Source organism: Hylemonella sp. P2_B10 (assembly GCF_056404875.1).
In genome coordinates this window covers 1,409,811-1,432,241 of the sequence record NZ_JBFUDE010000001.1, presented here as the reverse complement: position 1 = coordinate 1,432,241, position 22,431 = coordinate 1,409,811, and the positions used below count along the sequence as shown (strand labels likewise).

Genomic DNA, 22,431 nt, shown 5'->3' with positions numbered 1-22,431 from the left:
ATGAAAAAAACAGCAGAGAAAAAAACTTACCGGTGGCTCAGCCGCCGCACCGCCCAGTCGCCCAGGCTTTGCAGCGCCTGCACAAAGGCGATCAGCACCAGCACCACGGCCAGCATCACCTCGGGCAGGAAGCGCTGGTAGCCGTAGCGGATGCCCAGGTCGCCCAGGCCGCCGCCGCCAATGGCGCCGGCCATGGCCGAGTAGCCAGTCAGGCTGACCAGCGTGATGGTGACGCCGGCCACGATGCCGGGCAGCGCCTCGGGCAGCAGCACCTTCCACACAATCTGCCCTGTCGTGGCGCCCATGGCCTGGGCGGCCTCCACCAGGCCGTGGTCGACCTCGCGCAGCGCGGTCTCCACCAGCCGGGCGACAAAGGGGGCAGAAGCAATGGTCAGCGGCACCACGGCGGCCAGCGTGCCGATGGACGAGCCGGCGATGAAGCGCGTGAACGGGATGATGGCCACCAGCAAGATGATGAAGGGTGTGGAGCGCACTGCGTTCACCAGCACGCCAATGACTTTGTTGGCCACCGGGTTGGCCAGCACACCACCGGTGTCTGACAGGCGCAGGTAGATGCCCAGCGGCAGGCCCAGCAGCGTGCCGATGGCGCCGGCTATGCCCACCATCACCAGCGTTTCGCCCAGCGAGGTGGCGAACAGTTCCAGCAGTTGGGGCGTGAAGACGTCAAACATGGGTGGCCTCGGTGTGGGTGGGAGTGGCTAATGTGTTGCCGTTCACTTCATTCACGTGCACACCGGCTGCGCGCAGGTGCGCCACCGCCGCCTCCAGCTGCGCCGCCTCGCCACGGGCGAACAGCGCCAGCGTGCCGAACGGCCGGCCCTGGATCTCGTCCAGCTGGCCGTGCAGGATGTTCACCTCCAGCCCGAAGCGGCGCACCAGCTCGGTGAAGAAGGGGTCGCCTGCTTCGTCACCCGCAAACACCAGGCGCAGCAGGCGTCCGGGCACGCGGCCCTGCGCCACGTCCGCCGCCTGCAGCGCGCGCAGGCGCTCCAGAATGCTGTCGGGCAGCGTCTGCGGCATCACGTCGTCAATCAGGCTGCGGGTGATGGGTTGTTGCGGGTGGGTGAACACCTGCAGCACCGTGCCCAGCTCCACCAGGCGGCCGGCGTCCAGCACGGCCACGCGGTCGGCAATCTGCTTGATGACCTGCATCTGGTGCGTGATCAGCACAACGGTCAGCCCCATGTCGCGGTTGATTTGCCGCAACAGCGCCAGGATGGCGCGCGTGGTTTCCGGGTCCAGCGCCGAGGTGGCCTCGTCGCACAGCAGCACCTTGGGCTCGTTGGCCAGTGCGCGGGCAATGCCCACACGCTGCTTCTGTCCACCGCTGATCTGCGCCGGGTAGCGGTCGCGCAAGGCGCTCAGGCCCACCAGCTCCAGCAGCGAATCCACCTTGGTCTTGATGTCGGCCGCCGGCACGCCGGCCAGTTCCAGCGGCAAGGCCACATTGCCATACACCGTGCGCGAGGACAGCAGGTTGAAATGCTGGAAGATCAGGCCGATGTGGCGGCGCGCCTCGCGCAGCTGCTCGGTGTTCATGGCCGTCAGGTCTTCGCCGCCCACCAGCACCTTGCCGGCGCTGGGGCGGTTCAGCAGGTTGATGGTGCGCACCAGCGAGCTTTTGCCGGCCCCGCTCTTGCCGATGACGCCGAAGACCTCGCCCTTTTGCACCTGCAAGTCAAACGCATGCAGCGCCACCACCGGGCCGTCGCGGCCGGGGTAGCTTTGCGTGACGCCTTGCAGCTCAATCATGGGCGCCTCCAATGCGGCGGGGCGGTCGGGGTGTGCTGGCGCCGTGGGGGACTGGGGATCTACAAACATGTGGTGAACGGGCCCTTGCGCCGCGCGGGGCGGCAGCAGGCGGAGTAGCGAGTGAAGTACTTGTTGTGCAGCGCATTGTGCAAGGCGGCGCGTGAAAAACGAACGAATTTAATTTTAGATTCTTATAACCAGGGCTTCTAAGGGGCGCCGCAAAGCCCCTCAAAAGCGTTGCCAGCGTTTACATTAGCCCCACACCCACACATCCCAGGGAGGGCAGGCCCATGGACAAGAAGACTTTCGCAGCCGTGCTGGTGGGCCGCGTGCGCGCGCTGATACTGGTTTCGCTGCTGCTGTTCACGGCGACGCTGTTCCTGCTGATCGTGCGCCCGGCGGTGGACAACTCGGCCCGCGCACAGATGGGGTTGATGGCCCAGCAGGTGGAGGCGCGGCTGGAGCGCCTGCTGCAGGGCGTGGAGACGCGGCTGCGCACCGGGCGCGATTTCGCGCTGGCCAGCCAGCTCAGCGCCGACACTCTGCCCGAGTTCAACGCCTTCTTCCAGGCCCAGCTGGCCAACAATGCCGAGCTGTCGGCGGTGTTCCTGGCCGACGACGCGGGGCGCGAGGTGATCCTGTTCCGCGAGCCCGACGGCGGTTGGCGCAACCGCGTCAGCGACCCGGAGAACCTGGGAAAGACCAGCTTCTGGATACGCTGGAACGCGCAGCGCCAGCCAGTGGGTGCTGAGGCGTTGGAGCAGCCCTATGACGCCCGCACCCGCCCCTGGCACAAGGGCGCGCTGGCGCTGGCCGACGAGCGCCAGGTGTTCTGGACCGCGCCTTACGAGTTTTTCACACTGAAGGAGCCGGGCATCACCGCGTCGCTGCGCTTCACCGGTGCCGACGGCCGCCGCTATGTGCTGGGCATGGACGTGCGGCTGCTGGACCTGTCGCGTTTCACCTCGGGCCTGGCCTTGGGCCAGACCGGGGTGGCCGCCATCGTCAACGACAAGGGTGAACTGGTGGCGCTGCCGCGCAGCGAGCAGTTGCAGGGCGATGCCGCGCTGAAGGCCGCGGTGCTGAAAACGCCCCAGGCGGCCGGCTTGGCGCTGGTGGACAAGGGCGTCAGCCAATGGCAGGCCGATGGCCGGCCCGGCGGCCAGTTGGCCGGCTACTGGCAGGGGCTGACGCAATGGCAAAGCCTGTTCGTGCCGGCGAAACTGAGCGCCACACCGGTCTGGCTGGCGGTGTTTGCTGCGCGCAGCGAGTTCGTCCCTGTCGGCTGGAAGGAGCTGGGCGCGGTGCTGCTGATCGTGCTGCTGGCCCTGGTGGGTGGCAGCTTCATGGCGGTGAAGCTGGCCAAGGAGTTCGCGCGCCCCTTGCAGGCGCTGACGAAAGAGAGCGAGCGCGTGGGCCGCATGGAGCTGGAGCGGCCGTTCAACCAGAGCCTGGTGTGGTCGCCCGTGGCGGAAATCTCGGCGCTGGCGCAGACGCTGGAGACCATGCGCGCCAAGCTGCTGGAGGCACTGCCGGCGCGGCGCGGCCGGCACATCGACCCAGGCGCGCACCCGGACGACTCACCGTATGACGCACCGGACGACGCGGCAGGATCGCGGCCACAGCGCACCGCCGTGTAAGCTTGCGCCTGCAACCGCACACAAAAACACCCGCGAGAAAGCCCCTGTCATGTTCATCCGCCTGCGCGACGGCAACACCACCCATTACGAGCTGGCTGGCCCCGAGGGTGCACCGCTGGTGGTGCTGGTGCACGGCATCTCCATCCCCATGTACAGCTGGGACCTGATCGCCCCGCGCCTTGTGCAGGCCGGCTACCGCGTGCTGCGCTACGACGTCTATGGCCGGGGCGAATCTGCCTACCCCAACACCGATTACGACCGCAACCTGCTGATGAGCCAGCTCACCAACCTGTTGGACGCGCTGGTGGGCGAGCGCGAAAAGATCAACCTGGTGGGCTTCTCCTTCGGCGGCGCCATGGCGGCGCTGTTCACCTCGCGCTATGCGCCGCATGTGGCGCGCTTGGCCCTGGTCTCGCCCTTCGCCCGCGTGGCGCCCGACGCCGATCCGCGGCCCCGGCTGCGCGTGCCCTTGTTGGGCGACCTGATCATGCGCCTCAAGGTCAGGCAGGCGCTGCGCGTGCGCGCCGCCAAGCTGTTGACGGCCGCCGGGCTGCCGGAGGACTGCAAGCGCCAGTTCGACAACCAGGCCGCGCGCTCGGAGTTCTGTCGCGCTTTTCTGTCGCTGATGCGCGGCAACGGCATGGACCCATATGGCGCCGCCTATGAGGCCGTGGCCGCCAGCGGCGTGCCCACCGCGCTGGCATGGGGCACGGCGGATGAGGATATCAACGCCGACTCCAACAGCTACACCCGCGCCCGCCTGAAGCCCCAGCATTACCTGGAGCTGCCCGGCGTGGGCCACGGCGGCATGCTGCACCCGGACAGCGGGCTGCTGCCGTTTCTGCTGGAGTTTCTGGCCACACCGGTGCCTGAGCCTGAGGTGGCGGAGGAGCCGCAGTATGAGCGGCGGGACGAGCGCGGAGGCGAACGGCGGGAAGAGCGGGTGTGACCTCCACGCTGCCACCCACCCTGGCCACCCCGCGCCTGCGTCTGCGCGCCCCGCGCGTGGACGATGCCAGCGCGATTTTTGTCGCCTACACGCAAGACCCCGAGGTGTGCCGCTACATGGTGTGGACGCCCCACGTGAAAGAGGACGACACGCGCGCCTTCCTCGCCTCCTGCGTGGCCGCCTGGCAGCGCGGCGACCGCCTGCCCTATGTGCTGACCACGCTCACCGACGACACGCCGCTGGGCATGCTGGAAGTGCGCTTTCCCAGTTCGCACACCATTGACCTGGGTTATGTGCTGGCGCGCGCCCATTGGGGCCAGGGGCTGATGCCCGAGGCGGTGCAGGCGCTGGCCGGCGTTGCGCTGGGGCTGCCGGCCATCTTTCGCGTGCAGGCGACGTGTGATGTGGAGAACGTGGGTTCGCAGCGCACGCTGGAGAAAGCCGGGTTTGTGCGGGAGGGGCGGCTGGCGCGGCACACCGTGCATCCGAATGTGTCACCCGAGCCGCGTGCCTGCTACCTTTACGCGCGCTGCCGCTAGCCTGGTGTTGCGTGCTTGGGGGCATTTGCACGTATTTGTAGGCTGTGGCTTGCCACCACATGCCCTATAGTTTGCGCCTGGAGTCGGCTGCGGGTCAGCTGGCGCAACGCGTTCACCTGGGCATTGCCATGAAACAGATTTTCTCCGCCGCCATCCTCTGCGCCACGCTTGGCGTGGCCTGGGCGCAGGGCAGTGCATTGCCCCCTGGCGTGCAACTGCACACCAAACAGGAGCTGGTGCGCTCCAACGGCACCGAGCCCGAGTCCATGGACCCGGCGCAGTCCGAGACCATCAACTCGGCCGCCATCGTGCTGGACCTGTTCGAGGGGCTGACGGCCACCGACAACGCCGGCCGGATCGTGCCCGGCGTGGCCACCAGCTGGAAGCAGACCAGCCCCAAGACCTGGGTGTTCACCCTGCGCAAGGATGCGAAATTTTCCAATGGCGATGCGGTGACGGCGCAAGACTTTGTCTACGCCTGGCAGCGTTTTGTGGACCCGAAGACGGCCTCGGTCTATGCCACCACGTTTGGCCAGTTCATTGACAACGGCAACGCCGTGGCCGCTGGCAAGAAGCCGCCCAGTGAGCTGGGCGTGCGCGCGCTGGACGCCTACACGCTGGAGGTGCGCACCGCCGTGCCGGTACCCTTCATGCCCGGGCTGGTGGCCAACCCGCAGTTCTGCCCGCTTCACAAGGCGTCGGTGGAAAAGGCCGGCAAGGACTGGGTCAAGCCCGGCAACATGGTGGGCAATGGCGCCTATGTGCTGAAGGAGTGGCAGGTCAACAGCCGCATCGTGCTGGAGAAAAACAGCAAATACTGGGACGCCGCCGCCGTGCACCTGACCAAGGTGACCTACCGGCCCATTGAGGACGTGAACGCGGATGTGAAGATGTTCCAGTCTGGCGAGACCGATTGGGTGCAGCAGTTGCCGCCCGGGACATATGAGGCCATGAGGGCCGCCTACCCGAAAGAGATACGCAACAACCCGCTGGTGGCCAATCGCTTTTACCCGATGAACAATGCCGACCCGCTGTTGAAGGACGTGCGGGTGCGCAAGGCCTTGAGCATGGTGATAGACCGCGACATCCTGGCTAGTAAGGTGACGGCCGACGGCCAACTGCCGCTGTATGGCCTGGTGGTCAAGGGCCTGGCGGGCGCCGACGTGGTCAATTACGACTGGGCCGCCTGGCCCATGGCGCAGCGTGTGGCCGAGGCCAAGAAGCTGCTGGCCGCTGCCAATGTGCCAGCAGGTACCAAGCTGCGCCTGAGCTACAACACCAGCGACTACCACAAGCGCATGGCCATCTTCATCGCCTCGGAGTGGAAGACCAAGCTGGGCTTGGAGGTGTCCATGGAGAACATGGAGCTGAAGGTGCTGGTGAAGAAGATGCACGACGGCGACTACCAGATCGCCCGCTACGGTTGGTACGCCGACTTTAATGACGCCACCTCGTTCTACTCACTGGTGCAGTGCGGTGACGACCAGAACTTCAACAAGAACTGCAATCTGAAGGCCGACGAGCTGGTGGCCCAGGGCAACCAGCAGGCCGACCCGGCCCAGCGCAAGACCATGCTGACGCAAGCGGCCAAGCAGGTGATGGAGGACTACCCCTTCCTGCCGCTGCTGCAAAACACGCTGCCGCGGCTGGTGAAGAGCTATGTGGGCGGGTACAACGAGAGCAATGCGCTGGCGCGGTTTCGCAGCCGCGACCTGTACATCATCAAGCACTGAACATGCTGTTGCACACGGCTTTGTCTGATCGCCGGCGCGCGCTGCGGGCGCTGACCGCCGCGCCGCTGGGGCTGATGCTGGCCAGCTGCGCCAGCGACCCCACGCTGGCCCAGCCGCCCACCATCGTTCCCGTCGCCGCCTGGGGCGGCCAGCCGGTGCCATGGCCGGCGCAGCCGCAGCGCATCACGCATCTCACCGTGCACCACCAGGGTGAGCTTTTCGCCAGCAACACCGACGTGCCGGCCTACCTGCGCAAGCTGCAGACCTGGTCGCGCAACACCCGCAAGTGGCAGGACATTCCCTACCACTACGTGGTGGCGCCCGACGGCCAGGTGTATGCCGCGCGGCCGCCCGAACTGGCCGGCGAGACCAACACCGAGTACAACCCCACTGGCCACCTGCTGGTGATGCTGCTGGGCAACTTCGAGGTGCAGCAGCCCACCCGGGCGCAGTGGGACGGCACGGTGCGGCTGCTGGTGCACCTGCTGCGCACGCACGGCATGACGCCGCGCGAGCTGGGCGTGCACCTGGACTATTCCACCCAGACCGTGTGCCCGGGCGAGAACCTGATGAAGCGCTGGGGCGAGATGCGCCGGCAGATCGCGCAGGTGGGCGGCTGGGCCGCCTGAGGGCCTGCCAAGTCGCCGCTCACACCCGTCAAACCGCAGTTGGTCCCCGCGCACTGGGCATGGCCGGCAGCTTGAAGCACAATGCCGGGCAAAGGAGACACCCCATGCGCAAACCCTTCGCCCCGCTGGCCGCCGCACTGCTGGCCGCCTGCCTGACCGCCGCCACCGCCCAGGCCCAGACCTCAGCGCCTGCTTCGCCTGCCCCGGCCTCCAAGTACGACGAAGCCCTGGCCAAGTCCGTCGGCGCGGACGAGCGCGGCATGAAGAGCTATGTGCTGGTGATCCTGAAGACCGGCCCCACCAAGGTGCCCGCCGGCCCGGCGCGCGACGACATGTTCAAGGGCCACTTCGCCAACATGAAGCGCCTGGCTGATGAGGGCAAGCTGGTGCAGGCCGGCCCGCTGGACGGTGTGGACGGCTGGCGCGGCCTGTTCGTGTTTGCCGCCGCCAGCATCGACGAGGCCAAGACCTATGTGGCCACCGACCCCGTCATCATCCAGGGCGAGATGGTGGCCGAGTACCACAAGTACTACGGCACGGCGGCGCTGGTGCTGCTGAACGACCTGCACGCCAAGCTGCAGAAAAAGACATTCTGACGGCAATGGCCCCGCCCACGCTGCAGCGCCAGCCCATCATCGCCACGCTGCAGGCCGCACTGGCGGCCGACGCGCGCATCCATGCCGCCTGGGAGGGCGGCAGCGCCGCCTTCAAGGCGCTGGACCCCTATTCAGACGTGGACGCCGTGGTGGTGGCCGACGATGACGCGGTGGACGCCGCCTTCGCAATAGCCGAGCAGGCACTGCAAACCCTGTCGCCCATTTCACTGGTGTACGACGTGCCACCCGCGCCCGGCTACAGGCAGAAGTTCTACCAGCTGCGGGACGCGGGCGAATTCCTGGTGGTGGACTACGTGGTGATGCGCGCCAGTGACCCGCTGATGTTTCGCGAGGTGGAGTTGCACGGCGAAGGCACGACCTGGTTCGACAAGACCGGTATCCTGGTGGCGCGGCACTTGGACGCGGCCAAGGATGCCGCCGCCGCACAAGCCCGCATCGCGCCGCTGCGCGCGGCGTTTGCGATGTTCCAGCACATCCCCACCAAAGAGCGCCTGCGCGGCCGCGCGGTGGAGGCGCTGCATTTCTACCAGGCCATGACGGTGCGCCCGCTGATCGAGGCGCTGCGCCTGCTGCACTGCCCGCAGCGACGCATGTTCAGCGTGCGCTATCTGGCGCGTGACTTGCCGGCGGACGTGGGCGCGCGAATAGAGCGGCTGTCGTTCATCACCGACCTGGCGGACATGGAGCGCAAGCATATCGAGGCGCAGGCGTGGTTTTGGGAGACGATGCGGGCGTTGGAGGTGGCCTAGAAGGCAAGCCATGCCGTTCTGCCCCGCTGGCACTTGCCGCTGAAGCCCCTGGCCAGCGGATGAGCGGGAATCAGGTCAACGCAAATGCATATTCTGGTGTGGCATGGCCCGCCAACACCACTTGTTTGTCAAAACCGCCATCAAGAGACTGTGCAATGGGGTAGTGGAAATTCGGATCGATGGAATGCTCCCAGGCGTACTGAATTCGCGCGTTCCAGGCAGACGCCGCGTTCTGGGAAACTTCATCGTGCAACTCGGTCGCCATGCCTGACAGCAGATACCCCAGCTGACAAATCACGACGCCCCGGTTCTGGGGGTTGTCGGCCAGCAAATTCGTCACGAGATTGTTCAGTTCGCGGCTGTTCAAAGGGCTTGAGCCCAGCATGTTGCTGAGTGCCGTGGATGCGAGTTGGGCATCCGGTGTCGTTCCAAATGCACTGGAGACAACCATGTTCGCGTAGTTGACCAAATTGCCGTTGTCCTTTCCGAGGTAGTTGAGCTGAGCCTGAAAGCTGATGTACTCAGGCCCGCGCCCGAACAGGCCCACGCACATCCACTCAATTGGAAAGCCGACGATGTTGTATGTTTGTGCTGCCATCATGTTCCCCGCAAGTCGTGCAACTGCCTGCCGCGCAACCCCTGTAACCACTGGCCAGCGCTTCGGAGGGCCGCAGTGAATGGTATGGCGGGCTGCCCGAGCGCGATGTGACCCCAGCCTCTTGACAATGTCGTTGTCTGATGGTCCCTGCGCCGGTGCGATACTCATCCGCTGTTCCATTGCGTTCAAGAGGTATCCATGTTGAAGGCCCGCGCCGCCCTTTTTGCGGCCCTTTGCGGCATTGCCATCCCGGCCATAGCCGTCGACGCACCTGCCACTGCTGCCAGCACCCCCGCCGCACCCTACACCCAGGCCCAAGCCTTCGCCGACATCAACCAGTTGTTTGAAGCGCAAGCCAAGGCCGCCCACATCCCAGGCTTGGTGCTGGGCGTGGTGGTGGGTGGCAAGCTGGTGCACGTGCACGGCGTGGGCGTGCAAGACCTGGACAGCAAACGCCCGGTGACGGCCGACAGCCTGTTTCGCATCGCCTCCATGACCAAGGCCTTCACAGCGCTGACCATTCTGAAGCTGCGCGACGACGGCAAGCTGCGCCTGGACGACCTGGCCGAAACCCATGTGCCCGAGATGCGCGGCTGGAAGTACCCCACGCTGGACGCTCCGCGCATACGCGTGCGCGACCTGCTGAACCACACCGGCGGCTTCGTCACCGACGATCCCTGGGGCGACCGGCAGACGCCCATGATTGAGGCCGAGTTCAGCAAGTTCCTGCGCGATGGCGTGCCCTTCACCCGCACGCCCGAGCTGAGCATGGAGTATTCCAACCTGGGTTACGCCATCCTGGGCCGCATCATCGGCAATGTGTCGGGCCAGCCGTATGCCGACACCATTGCGAAGACGCTGTTGCAGCCGCTGGGCATGGGCTCCAGCACCTTCTTCGCCGCCAGTGCGCCGGCCGAGCGCCGCGCCCAGGGCTACACCTGGCAAGACGACAAGCACACCCAGGTCGAGACCATGGCGCACGGCGCCTTCGGTGCCATGGGCGGTGTGCAGACCAGCGCCAATGATTACGCGAAGTGGATGGCCTTTTTGCTGTCGGCCTGGCCGGCGCGCGATGAGGCAGACACCGGCCCGGTGCGCCGCGCCACCGTGCGCGAGATGGCGCAGGGCTCCAACTTCCCGGCGCTGCAACCCCCGTCGCCGCCCGCCAACTGCGCCCGCGCCAGCACCTACGGCATGGGGCTGGGCGTGACGATCGACTGCGAATTGGGCCGCATCCTGTCACACGGCGGCGGCTACCCCGGTTACGGCTCCTTCATGGTGCTTCACCCGGCCAGTGGCGTCGGCGTGTTCGCCTTTGCCAACCGCACCTATGCTGCCCCCGCGCGGCAGGTGCTGGAGGCCTTCCCGCTGCTGAAGAAAGCCGGCCTGATGAAAGACGCCGCCGTGCCGCTGAGCCCCGAACTGGCCGCTGCCTACCGCGCCGCTGGCGCCATCTACGCCAAGGGCGACATCCACGCCGGCGGCGACGTGCTGGCCATGAACATGCTGCTGGACCGCGATGCAGCTGGTTGGGCGCGCGACATCGCTGCGTTGAAGGCACAGGTGGGGGAGTGCGATACCTCTGCACCCATCACCCCTGGCGGGGCGCACACCGGGCAGTTCAGCTGGACCTGCGCGCAAGGCAAGTTGAATGGCAGCTTGCTGCTGGCGCCTACGTCGCCACCGCGCATTCAGGCGCTGCGGTTGTCAAGGCCGCGCACGCCGTGATGGTTGGCAAGGATCAGGCCGACACGGCACTCGGCTCCGCGGCTGGACAGGCCGATGGCCAGAGGCCATGGCTCTTCAGCCCGTCCCGGCCTGCGCAGGCAGGCCGTGAGCCGCGGGCTTCAGCCCCGGGCCTTCGGCGCTCCTCCTTGATGCCGCTGCGCCGAATGCCGCATCGACGTGATCCTGCGTTTGTGGGGCGCCCGCGTGACGAAAGACGTCGTCCTTCAATCAACAAAATTAAGGTGTAGCGATGAAGATATCTGGCTATGCAGATCGAGGATTGCCGAGTGAAGAGGTTGTTCCAGAGAGCCTTGCTGAAGTGACCCTCAAAGCCTCTCCTGCCGAGTTGCGTTGTATGGCCGAATTCCTGCTCTTCTGTGCGGCCGAAATGGATCGCATGGGCGAGAAGTACGACCACGTTCATCTGTCAGATCGGATGAAAGAGTTCCGGCAGTCACCGCATTTTGTGGTCGTTAGGTTGAGCCACTGAAGCCTCACAACCCGGCGTCACGCTTGCCAACTGACCCGATGTCGCTGGGGCGTGTGGCGGAGCGGAATCAAGGAGGAGGGCCGCAGGCCCGGGGGACATTCGCGTAGCCACGCGCACCAGTGGCGTCGGCAGTCAGCAGACCACGCAGCCCCGCAGTGATCGGAAGACTCAGCCCTCGAACAACGCAGCGAGTCGCTTCACCGCAGCCACCGAAGCCTCCCGGTCCGCCACAATCCCCTCGCTGCCAAAGTCGCCAGGCGTCTGCGCCTGCACCAGCAGGCCATCGCGGCGCGGCACCATGGTCACGTTGTGGCCCCGGTAGTCCAGGCCATAGGTCACCTCCGGCTGCGGGATCAGCCGCGCTGTCTGGCCGCGCACCGGGATCACGCTGTTGTCGCCCAGCAGCGCACGCGCGCCATAGCCGGTGGCGTTGACGATGGTGCGCTCGCGCAGGCCCGCAAACTGGCGCGGGTGGGTGAACTCGCGCTGCGCCATCTCGCCGCCCATGCGGAAAAAATCGTCCATCAGCAGGCGTGAATAGGCCGGCAGGTTGAACACCAGTTGGTTGTAGCGCCGCGCATGGCCCACCTTGAACGGGTGCTCGCTTTGCGGTATGGGGCGCGAGGCGGGGTACAGGTCGCCCAGCAGCGGCGCCAGGCGCGGGTACTCGGGCTCGTTGCTGTGCGGCTCCGGCGGGCCGTCGCCCGGCTGCTGGGTGTCAAACAGAACAAAGGCCTCGTGCCACTCCACCGGCTGATCGGCCAGGCCCAGCAGGCTCTGGTACATGCGGAAGGAATGCCGCGCCATCCCCTCCCACTGCTTCACGAAGGCCGGCGTGGTGTGCTCGGCGGCGATCACGCGCGAGCCGGGCGACCACACGCCGGTGGCCGCGCTGGAGCGCACCTCCGGCGGGCGCTCCTTGCAGTAGATGCGCACCTTCAGCCCGGCACGCTGCGCCGCCACCGCGGTGGTCAGGCCAATGGCGCCGCAGCCAATCACCGCCAACTGCTTCTCGCGTGTGGACAGCGCCATCTGCACCGCGAGCTGCGCCGAACCCCACGACAGCGACCAACCGCTGCCGCCGTGGCCGTAGTTGTGGATGATGGTCTTGTGCCCAATGCGTTGGGCCTCAATGCGCGGGCCCTGGGCGCGGAAGGGGCGGGTGCAGACCGACACATCGATGATGCGCTCGGGCCGCGCCAGCACGGCGGCCAGTGGCGCGCGTGCGGCGAAGCTGGGCTGCGGCGCGCTGCCATTGGCGGCCGGGGCTGGCGCAGGTGCGGTGATTTGTGCCAACGCATTCGACCAGGGCAGGACAGAGGAAGCAGTCAGTGCGGCCAGCGAGGTGCCGGTGCTGGCTAGGAAATGGCGGCGTTGCATGGGAAAGAGGGTAGACGGGAGTGGAGATGTTTTCTCCAGTGTAGGGCGCCCGGTGTGCCAGCGCCCAGCGCGCCGTCATGCGGCCCATGACAATTCATCAGATCCTGATGAATTTTTGACCGTACAGCGCAGGCTACAGATCCGTGCGCAGCCGCATCACCTCCGCCGCCCAGTCCACAAAAGCCCGCACCTTGGCGCTCAGGTGCCGGTTGGGTGGGTACACCACATAGATGGGCAGGGCCGCGCGCGGCCACTCGGGCAGCACCTCCACCAGCTCGCCGCTGGCCAGGTAGGGCGCGGCAGAAAAGCGGGTGCTCTGGCCTATGCCCAGGCCGGCCAGCAGGGCCACCAGCTGGGCATTGCTCTCGTTCACCGACAGCTGGTAGCGGCCGTTGATCTCCAGCAGCTGGCCGTCCTTGTCGTTGAATTCGTGCGGGTAGGGCCGGCCGGTGCGGGCCGAGAAGTAGTTGATGGTGGGAAACTTGCCGCCCTCCAACTCGCTGGGGTGGCTGGGCAGGCCGTAGCGCTTCACATAGCCGCTGGAGGCCAGCGTCACCAGCCGCATGTTGCCGATGCGCCGCGCCACCAGTGACTGCTCCAGCAAATCGCCCGCGCGCAGCACGCAGTCCACGTTTTCGCTGATCAGGTCCACCGGCCGGTCGCTCACGCCCAGGTCCAGCTGGATGTCGGGGTAGCGGGCGTAAAAGCCGGGCAACGCCGGGATGATGATGTGCCGCGCCACCGACGCCCCCACATCGATGCGCACCCGGCCGCTGGGGTTGGCGTGGGCGTTGCCCAGCGTGGCCTCCATGTCGTCCAGGTCGTTCAGCAAGCGGGTGGCGCGCTCGAAATAGGCCGCGCCCTCGGGGGTGACGATGACGCGCCGCGTGGTGCGGTTCAGCAGCTTCACCTTCAGGCGCTCTTCCAGCCGCTGCACCAGCTTGGTCACCGTGCCCTTGGGCAGGTCCAAGGACTCGGCCGCCTTGGTAAAGGTGCCGGCTTCGACGACGCGGGCAAACACCCGCATGGACAGGATTTGATCCATGGTTGTGGACGTGGGCTGGGTTTCTGGTCAGTAGGTGCACGCCAACGTGATGTTGCGTCGCAGCAAACGGATTGTGGGCCCAGCCACAGGCCTTATTGTTATCCGTTTGGAAACAGTGTGGTGGAAAAAGGCCTATTTACGCCACAAACAACACGCCTTACATTCTCTTCATCGTGAAAACCAATATTGCCTGTCCCTCCACCACGGCCCCCAAGGCCGGCAAGGCCACGCCGCCGACTGCGGCCGTGCAAGGTGTTGACCTGCCGGCCCAGCCCGGCCTGCCGCGCCTGCGCCAATACGGCAGCAAGCGCACGGGTGGCGGCGGCGCACTGGTGCTGCACTTCCATGGCGGCGCCTTTGTGTCGGGTGATCTGGATTCTGGCGCCGCCATTGCCAGCCTGCTGGCCGAGGCCGGCGCGGTGGTGCTGTCGGTGGACTATCCGCTGGCACCCGCCCACCCGTTCCCGCAGGCGGTGGATGCGGGTTACGCGGTGCTGCAATGGGCCTACAAGCAGCGCGTGAAGCTGGCCGGCCCACAGCCGCGCATTTACCTGGCCGGCGAAGAAGCTGGTGGCAACCTGGCCGCCGCCATTGCGCTGGTAGCGCGCGACCACGGCCACCCGCCGTTGGCCGGGCAGATTTTGGTCACGCCCATGCTGGACCCGTGCGTGGGCACCGCCTCGCTGCGCGAAATGCTGGGCGAGGCCACCGAATGCAAATGGGGCAGCGGCTGGCAGCAATACCTGCGCAACCCCATGGACGCTGAGCATCCCTATGCCGTGCCCGGCCTGGTGCGCCGCCTGGCCGGCCTGCCGCCCGCGCTGGTGCTGGCCGGTGCCGATGACCCGCTGCGCGACGAAGGCCAGCGCTATGCGCAGCGCCTGCAGCAGGCCGGCGTGCCGGCACGCTTCGCGCTGATGGGCGAGGCCACCGGCTGGCCCGAAGCGCTGACCGAGCCTGAATACGCCGGCGAATGCCGTTGCGGCGATGCCGTGCGCGCGCAGCTGAAGGATTTCATGCACCCGGCCACACCGCCACCGCCGGTGCCGACTTCGGCGCCTCCACCCGTGCCGACCTCGGCGCCTCCACCGCTTCCCAGCGGCTAGGCTGCCATCGCATGGGCCCAGCACGCCGTTAGCGGCCAGGCCCACGGGGCAGCAGCCATTGCACGCTTGAAGCCTGCCACCAGCTACCCACCCAAGCACACACATTCACCAGCCCGTAGGGCTGGTGGAGGGGACTTTTTTTCTGTTTTTTGGTTTCGGTTTCTCGCATCACTCACTTCACAAGGATTCGCATCATGGACAAACTGCCTATTTCCCTGCGCCGCCGCCCCAAGCTGTGGACTGCCCTGGCCGCTGTGGCCGTGGTGGCCGGCGTGACCTTGTTCGGCCAGCAAGGCGGCATCAAGGCGCAAGCCGCCGCGCCCGAAGCCGCACCGCCCGCCGTGCCGGTGTCGGTGGCCACGGTGGACGCGCGCGACGTCACCACCTGGGACGAATTCTCTGGCCGGCTGGAAGCCGTGGGCCGGGTGGAGCTGCGTTCGCGCGTGGCCGGTGCCGTGCAATCGGTGCACTTCCGTGAAGGCGCGCTGGTGCACCAGGGCGACCTGCTGGTGACGATCGACCCCGCCCCCTACACCGCAGAGGCCGAGCGCGCCGAAGCCCAGGTGGCCGCCGCCCAGGCCCGCGTGGCCAATGCCCGCAGCGAGCTGGCCCGCTCGCAACGCCTGTGGGACGAGCGCGCCATCGCCCAGCGCGAGCTGGAAGAGCGCCAGAACAGCATGCGCGAGTCCGAAGCCAATCTGCGCGCCGCACAAGCGCAATCGCAGGTGGCCAAGCTGAACCTCAGCTACACCCAGGTGCGCGCGCCGATTGGCGGGCGCATCGGCAAGGTGGAAGTCACCGTGGGCAACCTGGTGGCCGCCGGCCCCGGCGCACCGGTGCTGACCACGCTGGTGTCGGTGAGCCCCATCTACGCCAGCTTCGACACCGACGAGCAGGTGATCGTGCGCGCGCTGAAAGACCTGGACAGCGCCGGCGGCGCCAGCGCCCGCCAGGCGCTGGAGCGCGTGCCGGTGCTGATGGGCACCGCCGAGGCCGCCGACACCCCCTACAAGGGCAAGCTGCAGCTGATCGACAACCAGGTGGACGCCAAGAGCGGCACCATCCACGTGCGCGCCGCGTTTGACAACGCCGACGGCAAGCTGATCCCCGGCCAGTTCGCCCGCATCCGCATGGGCCAGTCGCACGCCACGTCCGCGTTGTTGATCAACGAGCGTGCCGTCAGCACCGACCAGAGTAAGAAATTCGTGCTGGTGGTGGACAAGGACAACAAGGCGCAATACCGCGAGGTCACGCTGGGCAGCAACGTGCAGGGCCTGCGCGTGGTCACCAGCGGCCTGAAGGCCGGCGAGCGCGTGGTCGTCAACGGCCTGCAGCACATTCGCCCCGGCACGCTGGTGCAGCCGCAGAAGGTGGCCATGGACGCGCGCAGCGAGCTGGCTGGCCCGGCCGGCCAGGCGGTGGCGGCACGCTGAGCTTCAGCCCCAACACCCGTTTCTCACCCCCCAAAACAGACTTCCCAACAGGGGAAACGCCATGAATTTGTCCAAATTTTTCATCGACCGGCCGATCTTTGCCGGCGTGCTGTCGCTGCTGATGTTCCTGGCCGGGCTGATCGCGCTGCGTGGCCTGCCCATCTCGGAATACCCCGAGGTGGTGCCGCCCAGCATCGTGGTGCGCGCCAACTACCCCGGCGCCAGCCCCAAGGTGATCGCCGAGACGCTGGCCACGCCGCTGGAGGAAGCCATCAACGGCGTCGACGGCATGCTCTACATGGGCAGCCAGGCCACCACCGACGGCCTGTTGACGCTGACGGTGACCTTCAAGCTGGGCACCGACCCCGATAAGGCCCAGCAGCTGGTGCAAAACCGCGTGGCCCAGGCCGAGCCGCGCCTGCCTGAAGAGGTGCGCCGCCTGGGGCTGACCACGGTCAAGGGCTCTTCGGACCTGACCATCGTGGTGCACCTGATCTCGCCCAACAAGCGTTACGACACCGCCTACCTGCGCAACTACGCCGTGCTCAACGTCAAGGACCGCCTGGCGCGTGTGCAGGGCGTGGGCGACGTGCAGCTGTTCGGCTCGGGCGACTATTCCATGCGCGTCTGGCTGGACCCGCAGAAGGTGGCCCAGCGCGGCCTGTCGGCCGGTGACGTGGTGCGCGCCATTCGCGAGCAGAACGTGCAGGCCGCCGCTGGCATCGTTGGCGCCTCGCCGGGCTTGCCGGGTGTGGACATGCAGCTGTCCATCAACGCCCAAGGCCGCCTGGCCACGGAAGAAGAGTTTGGCGACATCATCGTCAAGAGCTCGGCCGATGGCGCTGTGACGCACCTGCGCGACATCGCTCGCCTGGAGCTGGGCGCCAACGGTTATGCGCTGCGCTCCATGCTGGACGGCAAGGACGCGGTGGCCATCCCCATCTTCGCGGCACCCGGGTCGAATGCCATCCAGATCTCTGACGACGTGCGCGCCGCCATGGCCGACCTGAAGAAGGCCATGCCGGAGGACGTGGACTTCTCCATCGTCTACGACCCGACACAGTTCGTGCGCGCCTCCATCGAGTCGGTGGTGCACACGCTGCTGGAAGCCATCACGCTGGTGGTGCTGGTGGTGATCCTGTTCCTGCAGACCTGGCGCGCTTCCATCATCCCGCTGCTGGCGGTGCCGGTGTCGGTGATCGGCACCTTTGCGGTGATGCACCTGTTTGGCTTCTCCATCAACGCGCTGAGCCTGTTCGGCCTGGTGCTGGCCATCGGCATCGTGGTGGACGACGCCATCGTGGTGGTGGAGAACGTGGAGCGCAACATCGCCAACGGCCTGTCGCCGCGCGAGGCCACCTACCAGGCCATGCGCGAGGTGTCCGGCCCCATCATCGCCATCGCGCTCACCTTGGTGGCGGTGTTCGTGCCGCTGGCCTTCATCACCGGCCTGACCGGCCAGTTCTACCGCCAGTTCGCGTTGACGATTGCCATCTCCACCGTGATCTCGGCTGTCAATTCACTCACCTTGTCGCCCGCGCTGGCCGCACTGCTGCTGAAGGGCCATGACGAGCCCAAGGACCGGCTCACAAGGGTGATGGATGCCGTGCTGGGCCGCTTCTTCGCCGCTTTCAACCGCATGTTTGTGCGTGGCGCGCAGGGCTACAGCAAGGGCGTCACCGGTGCCATCTCGCGCAAGAGCGCCTCGCTGGTGGTCTATGCGGTGCTGTTGGGCGCGGCGGTGTTGCTGTTCAAGGTCGTCCCCGGCGGCTTTGTGCCGGCGCAGGACAAGCAATACCTGATCGGCTTTGCCCAGCTGCCCGACGGCGCCACCCTGGACCGCACGCAGGACGTGGTGCGCCGCATGGACGCCATCACGCTGAAGCAACCCGGCGTGGAGCACGCGGTGTCCTTCCCCGGCCTGTCCATCAACGGCTTCACCAACAGCTCCAACTCGGGCATCGTGTTCGTCACGCTGAAGCCTTTCAGCGAACGCAAGGGTGCCGACATGAGCGCAGGGGCGATTGCCAGCAAGCTGAACGCGCAGTATGCGCAGATCCAGGACGCCTTTGTGATGATGTTCCCGCCCCCGCCGGTGCAGGGCTTGGGCACCACCGGCGGCTTCAAGCTGCAGCTGGAAGACCGTGGCTCGCTGGGCTACGAGGCGATGGACGCGGCGCTGAAGGCCTTCATGGCCAAGGCGCAAAAGGCGCCCGAGCTGGCCGGCCTGTTCTCCAGCTACCAGGTGAACGTGCCGCAGCTGTATGCCGACATCAACCGCACCAAGGCGCGCCAACTGGGCGTGCCGGTGACCGAGGTATTCGACACCATGCAGACCTACCTGGGCAGCCTGTATGTGAACGACTTCAACCGCTTTGGCCGCACCTACTCTGTGCGTGTGCAGGCTGACGCGGCCTTCCGGGCCCGCGCCGAAGACGTGGGTGCGCTGAAGGTGCGTGCCAGCAATGGTGAGATGGTGCCGCTGGCGGCGCTGATGAACATCCAGCCCACCTTCGGGCCGGAACGCGCCATGCGCTACAACGGCTACCTGTCGGCAGACGTCAACGGCGGCCCGGCGCCGGGTTATTCCAGCAGCCAGGCGCAGGAGGCCGTGGCCCGCATCGCCAAGGAGACGCTGCCGGCCGGCATCACCTACGAGTGGACGGAGCTGACCTACCAGGAGATCCTGGCCGGCAACTCGGCGCTGCTGCTGTTCCCGCTGGCCATTCTGCTGGTGTTCCTGGTGCTTGCCGCGCAGTATGAAAGCCTGACGCTGCCGCTGGCCATCATCCTGATCGTGCCCACCGGCCTGCTGGTGGCGATGGCGGGCGTGTGGCTCTCGCACGGCGACAACAACGTCTTCACGCAGATCGGGCTGATGGTGCTGGTGGGGCTGTCGGCGAAGAACGCGATTTTGATCGTTGAGTTCGCCCGCGAGCTGGAGTTTGCCGGCCGCACGCCGCTGCAAGCCGCCATCGAGGCCAGCCGGCTGCGCCTGCGCCCCATCCTGATGACGTCGATGGCCTTCGTGATGGGTGTGCTGCCGCTGGTGCTGAGCACCGGTGCCGGCGCCGAAATGCGCAGCGCCATGGGCGTGGCGGTGTTCGCCGGCATGATTGGCGTCACGGCCTTCGGCCTGTTCCTCACCCCCGTGTTCTACGTCGTGCTGCGCGCGCTGACCGGCAACAAGCCGTTGCGCCACCACGGCGGGGTGACGGCGGATGCCGATCCGCACACCCCCGCGCTGCCGCAGGGTGGCGGCGCCAGCGTGCGCCCGCTGCCGGCCGCACCGATGGACGACAAGCTGTGACTCCAACATCCCTTGACCAGGTGACTGACATGACCACCTTGAGCAACCCACTCTCCGCCCGCGCCGCTGGCGCGCGCACCCCTGGCCTGCGCAGCGCGCTGCTGCCGCTGCTGGCCGCCCTGGTGCTGGCCGGCTGTGCCTCGGTGCCGCCCAGCCAGGTGACGCCAGCCGCCGCGCCGCCGGCTGCCTTCAAAGAAGCCGAAACCCGCTGGACCGTGGCTGCCCCGGCCGAGGCCCAAGACCGCGGCCAGTGGTGGCGTGCCTTTGCCGACCCGGTGCTGGACGAGCTGGTCACCCGCGCGGTGACTGGCAACACCAGCATCCAGGAGGCCGGCGCCCGGCTGGCCCAGGCGCGCGCGCTGGTGGTGGACGCCAGTGCCGCCCAGTACCCGCAAGCCGGCATCAGCGCCGGTGCCACCCGCGCCGCTGGTGCCAACACGGCCAACGGCATGCGACCGGTGACGCTAGCCACCGCTGGCCTGGGTGTCTCTTGGGAGCCCGACCTGTTTGGCCGTGTGGCCAAGGCCAGCAGTGCGGCGCAGCAGGACGCGCAGGCCCGGCTGGCGCTGCTGCAAAGCACGCGGCTGGTGGTGCAGAGCGATGTGGCGCAGACCTATTTCACGTTGCGCGCGCTGGACGAAGAGAGGGCCCTGGTGCGCCAGACCGTGCAGGCCCACCAGACCAGCCTGAAGCTGACCGAGGCGCGCTGGCGCGCCGGTGACGTGGCCGAGCTGGACGTGTCGCGCGTGCGCACCGAGTTGGCCGCCACCGAGGCCGAGGCGCTGGCACTGGACCGCCGCCGCGCCACGCTGGAGCATGCACTGGCGGTGCTGGTGGGCGAGGCCGCCTCCAGCTTCAGCCTGCCGTCTGTGGACTGGACGGCCAAGCTGCCCGGCATCCCGGCTGGCGTGCCGGCCACGGTGCTGGCGCGCCGGCCCGATGTGGCAGCGGCGCAAAACGGCATCCTGGCGGCCCAGGCGCGCGTGGGTGTGGCCCAGGCGGCTTGGTTCCCCGATGTGTCGCTGACCGCGGTGGGCGGCTTTGCCTCCACCGAGGCCGGCGACCTGCTGAAAAGCTCGGCCAAGGCCTGGAGCGCCGGCCTGCTGCTGAGCCTGCCGCTGTTTGACGGCGGGCGCCGCCAGGCCGGCGTGGACAGCGCCGCTGCTCAGTTGGATGTGGCGCTGGTGGGCTACCGGGCGCAGGTGCTGAACGCGCTGCGCGAGGTGGAGGATCAACTGGTCTCGCTGCGCCTGCTGCACGAGCAGGCCCAGGCCGAAGGCCGGGCGGTGGAGGCGGCCAGCCGCGCCACCGTGCTGTCGGACGCGCGCTACCGCAACGGCCTGGTGAGCCAGATCGAGTTGCTGGACGCCCGCCGCAGCGAGCTGTTCAACCGCCGCCAGGCGCTGCAGGTGCGCGTGGCGCAGTACCAGGCCACGGTGGGGCTGATCAAGGCGCTGGGTGGGGGCTGGGAGGGCGCCTGACGCCGGGCGCCTGTGTCAATTTGGTAAAACCTTGGCCACCCCCGCCCGGCGGTGATAAGCTTACGTGCGTACACATAGCGGTCTCACAAAAATCAGCCGCACCGGGGAAGAATAACGATAACACGTTGGGGTTGTGATGGCGTTGGACTACAAGCTGCTGGACGTCATCAACGTCCAGACCGAGATCGCCAAACTGGGCCTGGGTCTCGGCGAAGTGATGGCCCTGGTGGTGGAGCGCACGCTGGCGCTGGTGCAGGCCGATGGCGCCGCCATCGAACTGGCCGAGGAAGACGACATGGTCTACCGAGCGGCCTCTGGCATTGCCGCCGGCCACCTGGGGCTGCGCCTGAAAGCCTCGGGCAGCCTGACTGGCCTGTGCGTGCACACCGGCAAGGTGCTGCGCTGCGACGACTCTGAAACCGACGGACGCGTGGACCGCGAGGCCTGCCGCAAGGTGGGCCTGCGCTCCATGATCGTGCTGCCGCTGCTGCACAAGGGCACGCCGGTGGGGGTGCTGAAGGCCATGTCGGCCCAGCCGGCCAAGTTCAGCGAGCAAGACGGTGCGTTGCTGGGGCTGTTGAGTGAAGTGGTGGCCGCGGCCATGTACTACTCCACCAAGTACGACCTGGACAGCCTGTTCCACAAGGCCACGCACGACAGCCTGACCGACCTGGCCAACCGCGCCCTCTTCATGGACCGGTTGCGCAGCGTGCTGGCGCGCAGCCAGCGCGACCAGAGCCCCGCCGGCGTGCTGGTGGTGGACATGGACGGCCTGAAGCAGATCAACGACACCTGCGGCCACCGCGCTGGCGACGCCGCCATCCGGGGCCTGGCGCTGCGGCTGCAGGCTGCCGCGCGCAAGACCGACACCGTGGCCCGGTTGGGGGGCGATGAGTTCGGCATCATCCTCACACCCCTGCAGGTGGAGCAGGGGCCAGAGGGCATAGAGGGCGCGCTGCAGCGCTTTCGGCAAAGCATCGCGTCACCGCTGGAGTTTGAAGGCACCACCTTGGACCTGAGCGCCAGCCTGGGCCTGGCGCGTTACCCCGAGGACGGCACTGCGCTGGACGAGCTGCTGGAAGTTGCCGACCAGCGCATGTACGCGGCCAAGCGCGCGACGCGGGCCACCCAGCCGGCGCCGCTGGAGTCGGTGCTGCCTTGATCCCAGGCGCCGCCGCCTTGATCTGAGCCGGCGCTGCCTTCGCACCTCAACGCGCGTTCACTCGCACTT

19 protein-coding genes are annotated in these 22,431 nt (G+C 67.3%); 14 read left to right on the top strand and 5 right to left on the bottom strand.

Annotation, left to right across the window (positions count from 1 at the left end; all coding sequences use genetic code 11):
• Positions 1–26: 26 nt before the first annotated feature.
• Both AC1DX2_RS06705 and AC1DX2_RS06700 read right to left on the bottom strand, forming a co-directional pair.
• Entirely contained in the window at positions 27–692 is a 666-nt protein-coding gene (locus AC1DX2_RS06705) for a methionine ABC transporter permease (RefSeq protein ID WP_477195511.1), read from the bottom strand.
• Complete coding sequence (locus AC1DX2_RS06700) at positions 685–1,773, bottom strand: methionine ABC transporter ATP-binding protein (RefSeq protein ID WP_477195510.1); 1,089 nt, start codon at positions 1,771–1,773, stop codon at positions 685–687. Before AC1DX2_RS06700 ends, AC1DX2_RS06705 begins: the two co-directional genes overlap by 8 nt.
• Positions 1,774–2,063: 290 nt before the next feature.
• On the opposite strand from AC1DX2_RS06700, the gene AC1DX2_RS06695 reads away from it, so the two are divergent.
• The 7 genes from AC1DX2_RS06695 to AC1DX2_RS06665 all read left to right on the top strand — a co-directional run bounded on the left by AC1DX2_RS06695 (position 2,064) and on the right by AC1DX2_RS06665 (position 8,629).
• A complete protein-coding gene (locus tag AC1DX2_RS06695) occupies positions 2,064–3,413 on the top strand; it encodes a cache domain-containing protein (protein WP_477195509.1) in 1,350 nt (449 codons plus the stop codon).
• 49 nt (positions 3,414–3,462) lie between these two features.
• Positions 3,463–4,362, top strand: coding sequence for an alpha/beta fold hydrolase (locus AC1DX2_RS06690; RefSeq protein WP_477195508.1), 900 nt, complete (start codon positions 3,463–3,465; stop codon positions 4,360–4,362).
• Positions 4,359–4,901 carry a GNAT family N-acetyltransferase gene (locus AC1DX2_RS06685; RefSeq protein ID WP_477195507.1) on the top strand — a complete coding sequence of 181 codons (543 nt, stop codon included), beginning with the start codon at positions 4,359–4,361 and terminating at the stop codon, positions 4,899–4,901. Before AC1DX2_RS06690 ends, AC1DX2_RS06685 begins: the two co-directional genes overlap by 4 nt.
• A gap of 128 nt (positions 4,902–5,029) precedes the next feature.
• Positions 5,030–6,634 carry a peptide ABC transporter substrate-binding protein gene (locus tag AC1DX2_RS06680; RefSeq protein ID WP_477195506.1) on the top strand — a complete coding sequence of 535 codons (1,605 nt, stop codon included), beginning with the start codon at positions 5,030–5,032 and terminating at the stop codon, positions 6,632–6,634.
• A gap of 2 nt (positions 6,635–6,636) precedes the next feature.
• Positions 6,637–7,263: a peptidoglycan recognition protein family protein gene (locus AC1DX2_RS06675; RefSeq protein ID WP_477195505.1), complete on the top strand. Its 627-nt coding sequence runs from the start codon at positions 6,637–6,639 to the stop codon at positions 7,261–7,263.
• A 104-nt stretch (positions 7,264–7,367) separates the two neighbouring features.
• Positions 7,368–7,859 carry a YciI family protein gene (locus tag AC1DX2_RS06670; protein ID WP_477195504.1) on the top strand — a complete coding sequence of 164 codons (492 nt, stop codon included), beginning with the start codon at positions 7,368–7,370 and terminating at the stop codon, positions 7,857–7,859.
• A gap of 5 nt (positions 7,860–7,864) precedes the next feature.
• Positions 7,865–8,629, top strand: a complete 765-nt coding sequence (locus AC1DX2_RS06665; protein ID WP_477195503.1) for a hypothetical protein — start codon at positions 7,865–7,867, stop codon at positions 8,627–8,629.
• A gap of 70 nt (positions 8,630–8,699) precedes the next feature.
• On the opposite strand, the gene AC1DX2_RS06660 is transcribed toward AC1DX2_RS06665, so the two are convergent.
• Complete coding sequence (locus tag AC1DX2_RS06660) at positions 8,700–9,230, bottom strand: hypothetical protein (protein WP_477195502.1); 531 nt, start codon at positions 9,228–9,230, stop codon at positions 8,700–8,702.
• Positions 9,231–9,425: 195 nt separating this feature from the next.
• On the opposite strand from AC1DX2_RS06660, the gene AC1DX2_RS06655 reads away from it, so the two are divergent.
• Together AC1DX2_RS06655 and AC1DX2_RS06650 are read left to right on the top strand one after the other, a co-directional pair.
• On the top strand, positions 9,426–10,955 hold the full coding sequence (locus AC1DX2_RS06655; protein ID WP_477195501.1) for a serine hydrolase domain-containing protein: 1,530 nt from the start codon (positions 9,426–9,428) through the stop codon (positions 10,953–10,955).
• 250 nt (positions 10,956–11,205) lie between these two features.
• Positions 11,206–11,445 carry an Imm32 family immunity protein gene (locus tag AC1DX2_RS06650; RefSeq protein ID WP_477195500.1) on the top strand — a complete coding sequence of 80 codons (240 nt, stop codon included), beginning with the start codon at positions 11,206–11,208 and terminating at the stop codon, positions 11,443–11,445.
• Positions 11,446–11,613: 168 nt separating this feature from the next.
• On the opposite strand, the gene AC1DX2_RS06645 is transcribed toward AC1DX2_RS06650, so the two are convergent.
• Complete coding sequence (locus AC1DX2_RS06645; RefSeq protein ID WP_477195499.1) at positions 11,614–12,825, bottom strand: FAD-dependent oxidoreductase; 1,212 nt, start codon at positions 12,823–12,825, stop codon at positions 11,614–11,616.
• A gap of 133 nt (positions 12,826–12,958) precedes the next feature.
• Positions 12,959–13,870, bottom strand: coding sequence for a LysR family transcriptional regulator (locus tag AC1DX2_RS06640; RefSeq protein WP_477195498.1), 912 nt, complete (start codon positions 13,868–13,870; stop codon positions 12,959–12,961).
• Positions 13,871–14,043: 173 nt separating this feature from the next.
• Between AC1DX2_RS06640 and AC1DX2_RS06635 the strand changes: the two genes are divergently transcribed.
• The 5 genes from AC1DX2_RS06635 to AC1DX2_RS06615 all read left to right on the top strand — a co-directional run bounded on the left by AC1DX2_RS06635 (position 14,044) and on the right by AC1DX2_RS06615 (position 22,362).
• Positions 14,044–14,976 carry an alpha/beta hydrolase gene (locus AC1DX2_RS06635; RefSeq protein ID WP_477195497.1) on the top strand — a complete coding sequence of 311 codons (933 nt, stop codon included), beginning with the start codon at positions 14,044–14,046 and terminating at the stop codon, positions 14,974–14,976.
• Positions 14,977–15,170: 194 nt separating this feature from the next.
• Positions 15,171–16,409: an efflux RND transporter periplasmic adaptor subunit gene (locus tag AC1DX2_RS06630; RefSeq protein ID WP_477195496.1), complete on the top strand. Its 1,239-nt coding sequence runs from the start codon at positions 15,171–15,173 to the stop codon at positions 16,407–16,409.
• A gap of 61 nt (positions 16,410–16,470) precedes the next feature.
• Positions 16,471–19,719, top strand: coding sequence for an efflux RND transporter permease subunit (locus AC1DX2_RS06625; RefSeq protein ID WP_477195495.1), 3,249 nt, complete (start codon positions 16,471–16,473; stop codon positions 19,717–19,719).
• 29 nt (positions 19,720–19,748) lie between these two features.
• Positions 19,749–21,200, top strand: coding sequence for an efflux transporter outer membrane subunit (locus AC1DX2_RS06620; protein ID WP_477195494.1), 1,452 nt, complete (start codon positions 19,749–19,751; stop codon positions 21,198–21,200).
• 136 nt (positions 21,201–21,336) lie between these two features.
• Positions 21,337–22,362, top strand: a complete 1,026-nt coding sequence (locus AC1DX2_RS06615) for a diguanylate cyclase domain-containing protein (protein WP_477195493.1) — start codon at positions 21,337–21,339, stop codon at positions 22,360–22,362.
• Positions 22,363–22,431: the final 69 nt, after the last annotated feature.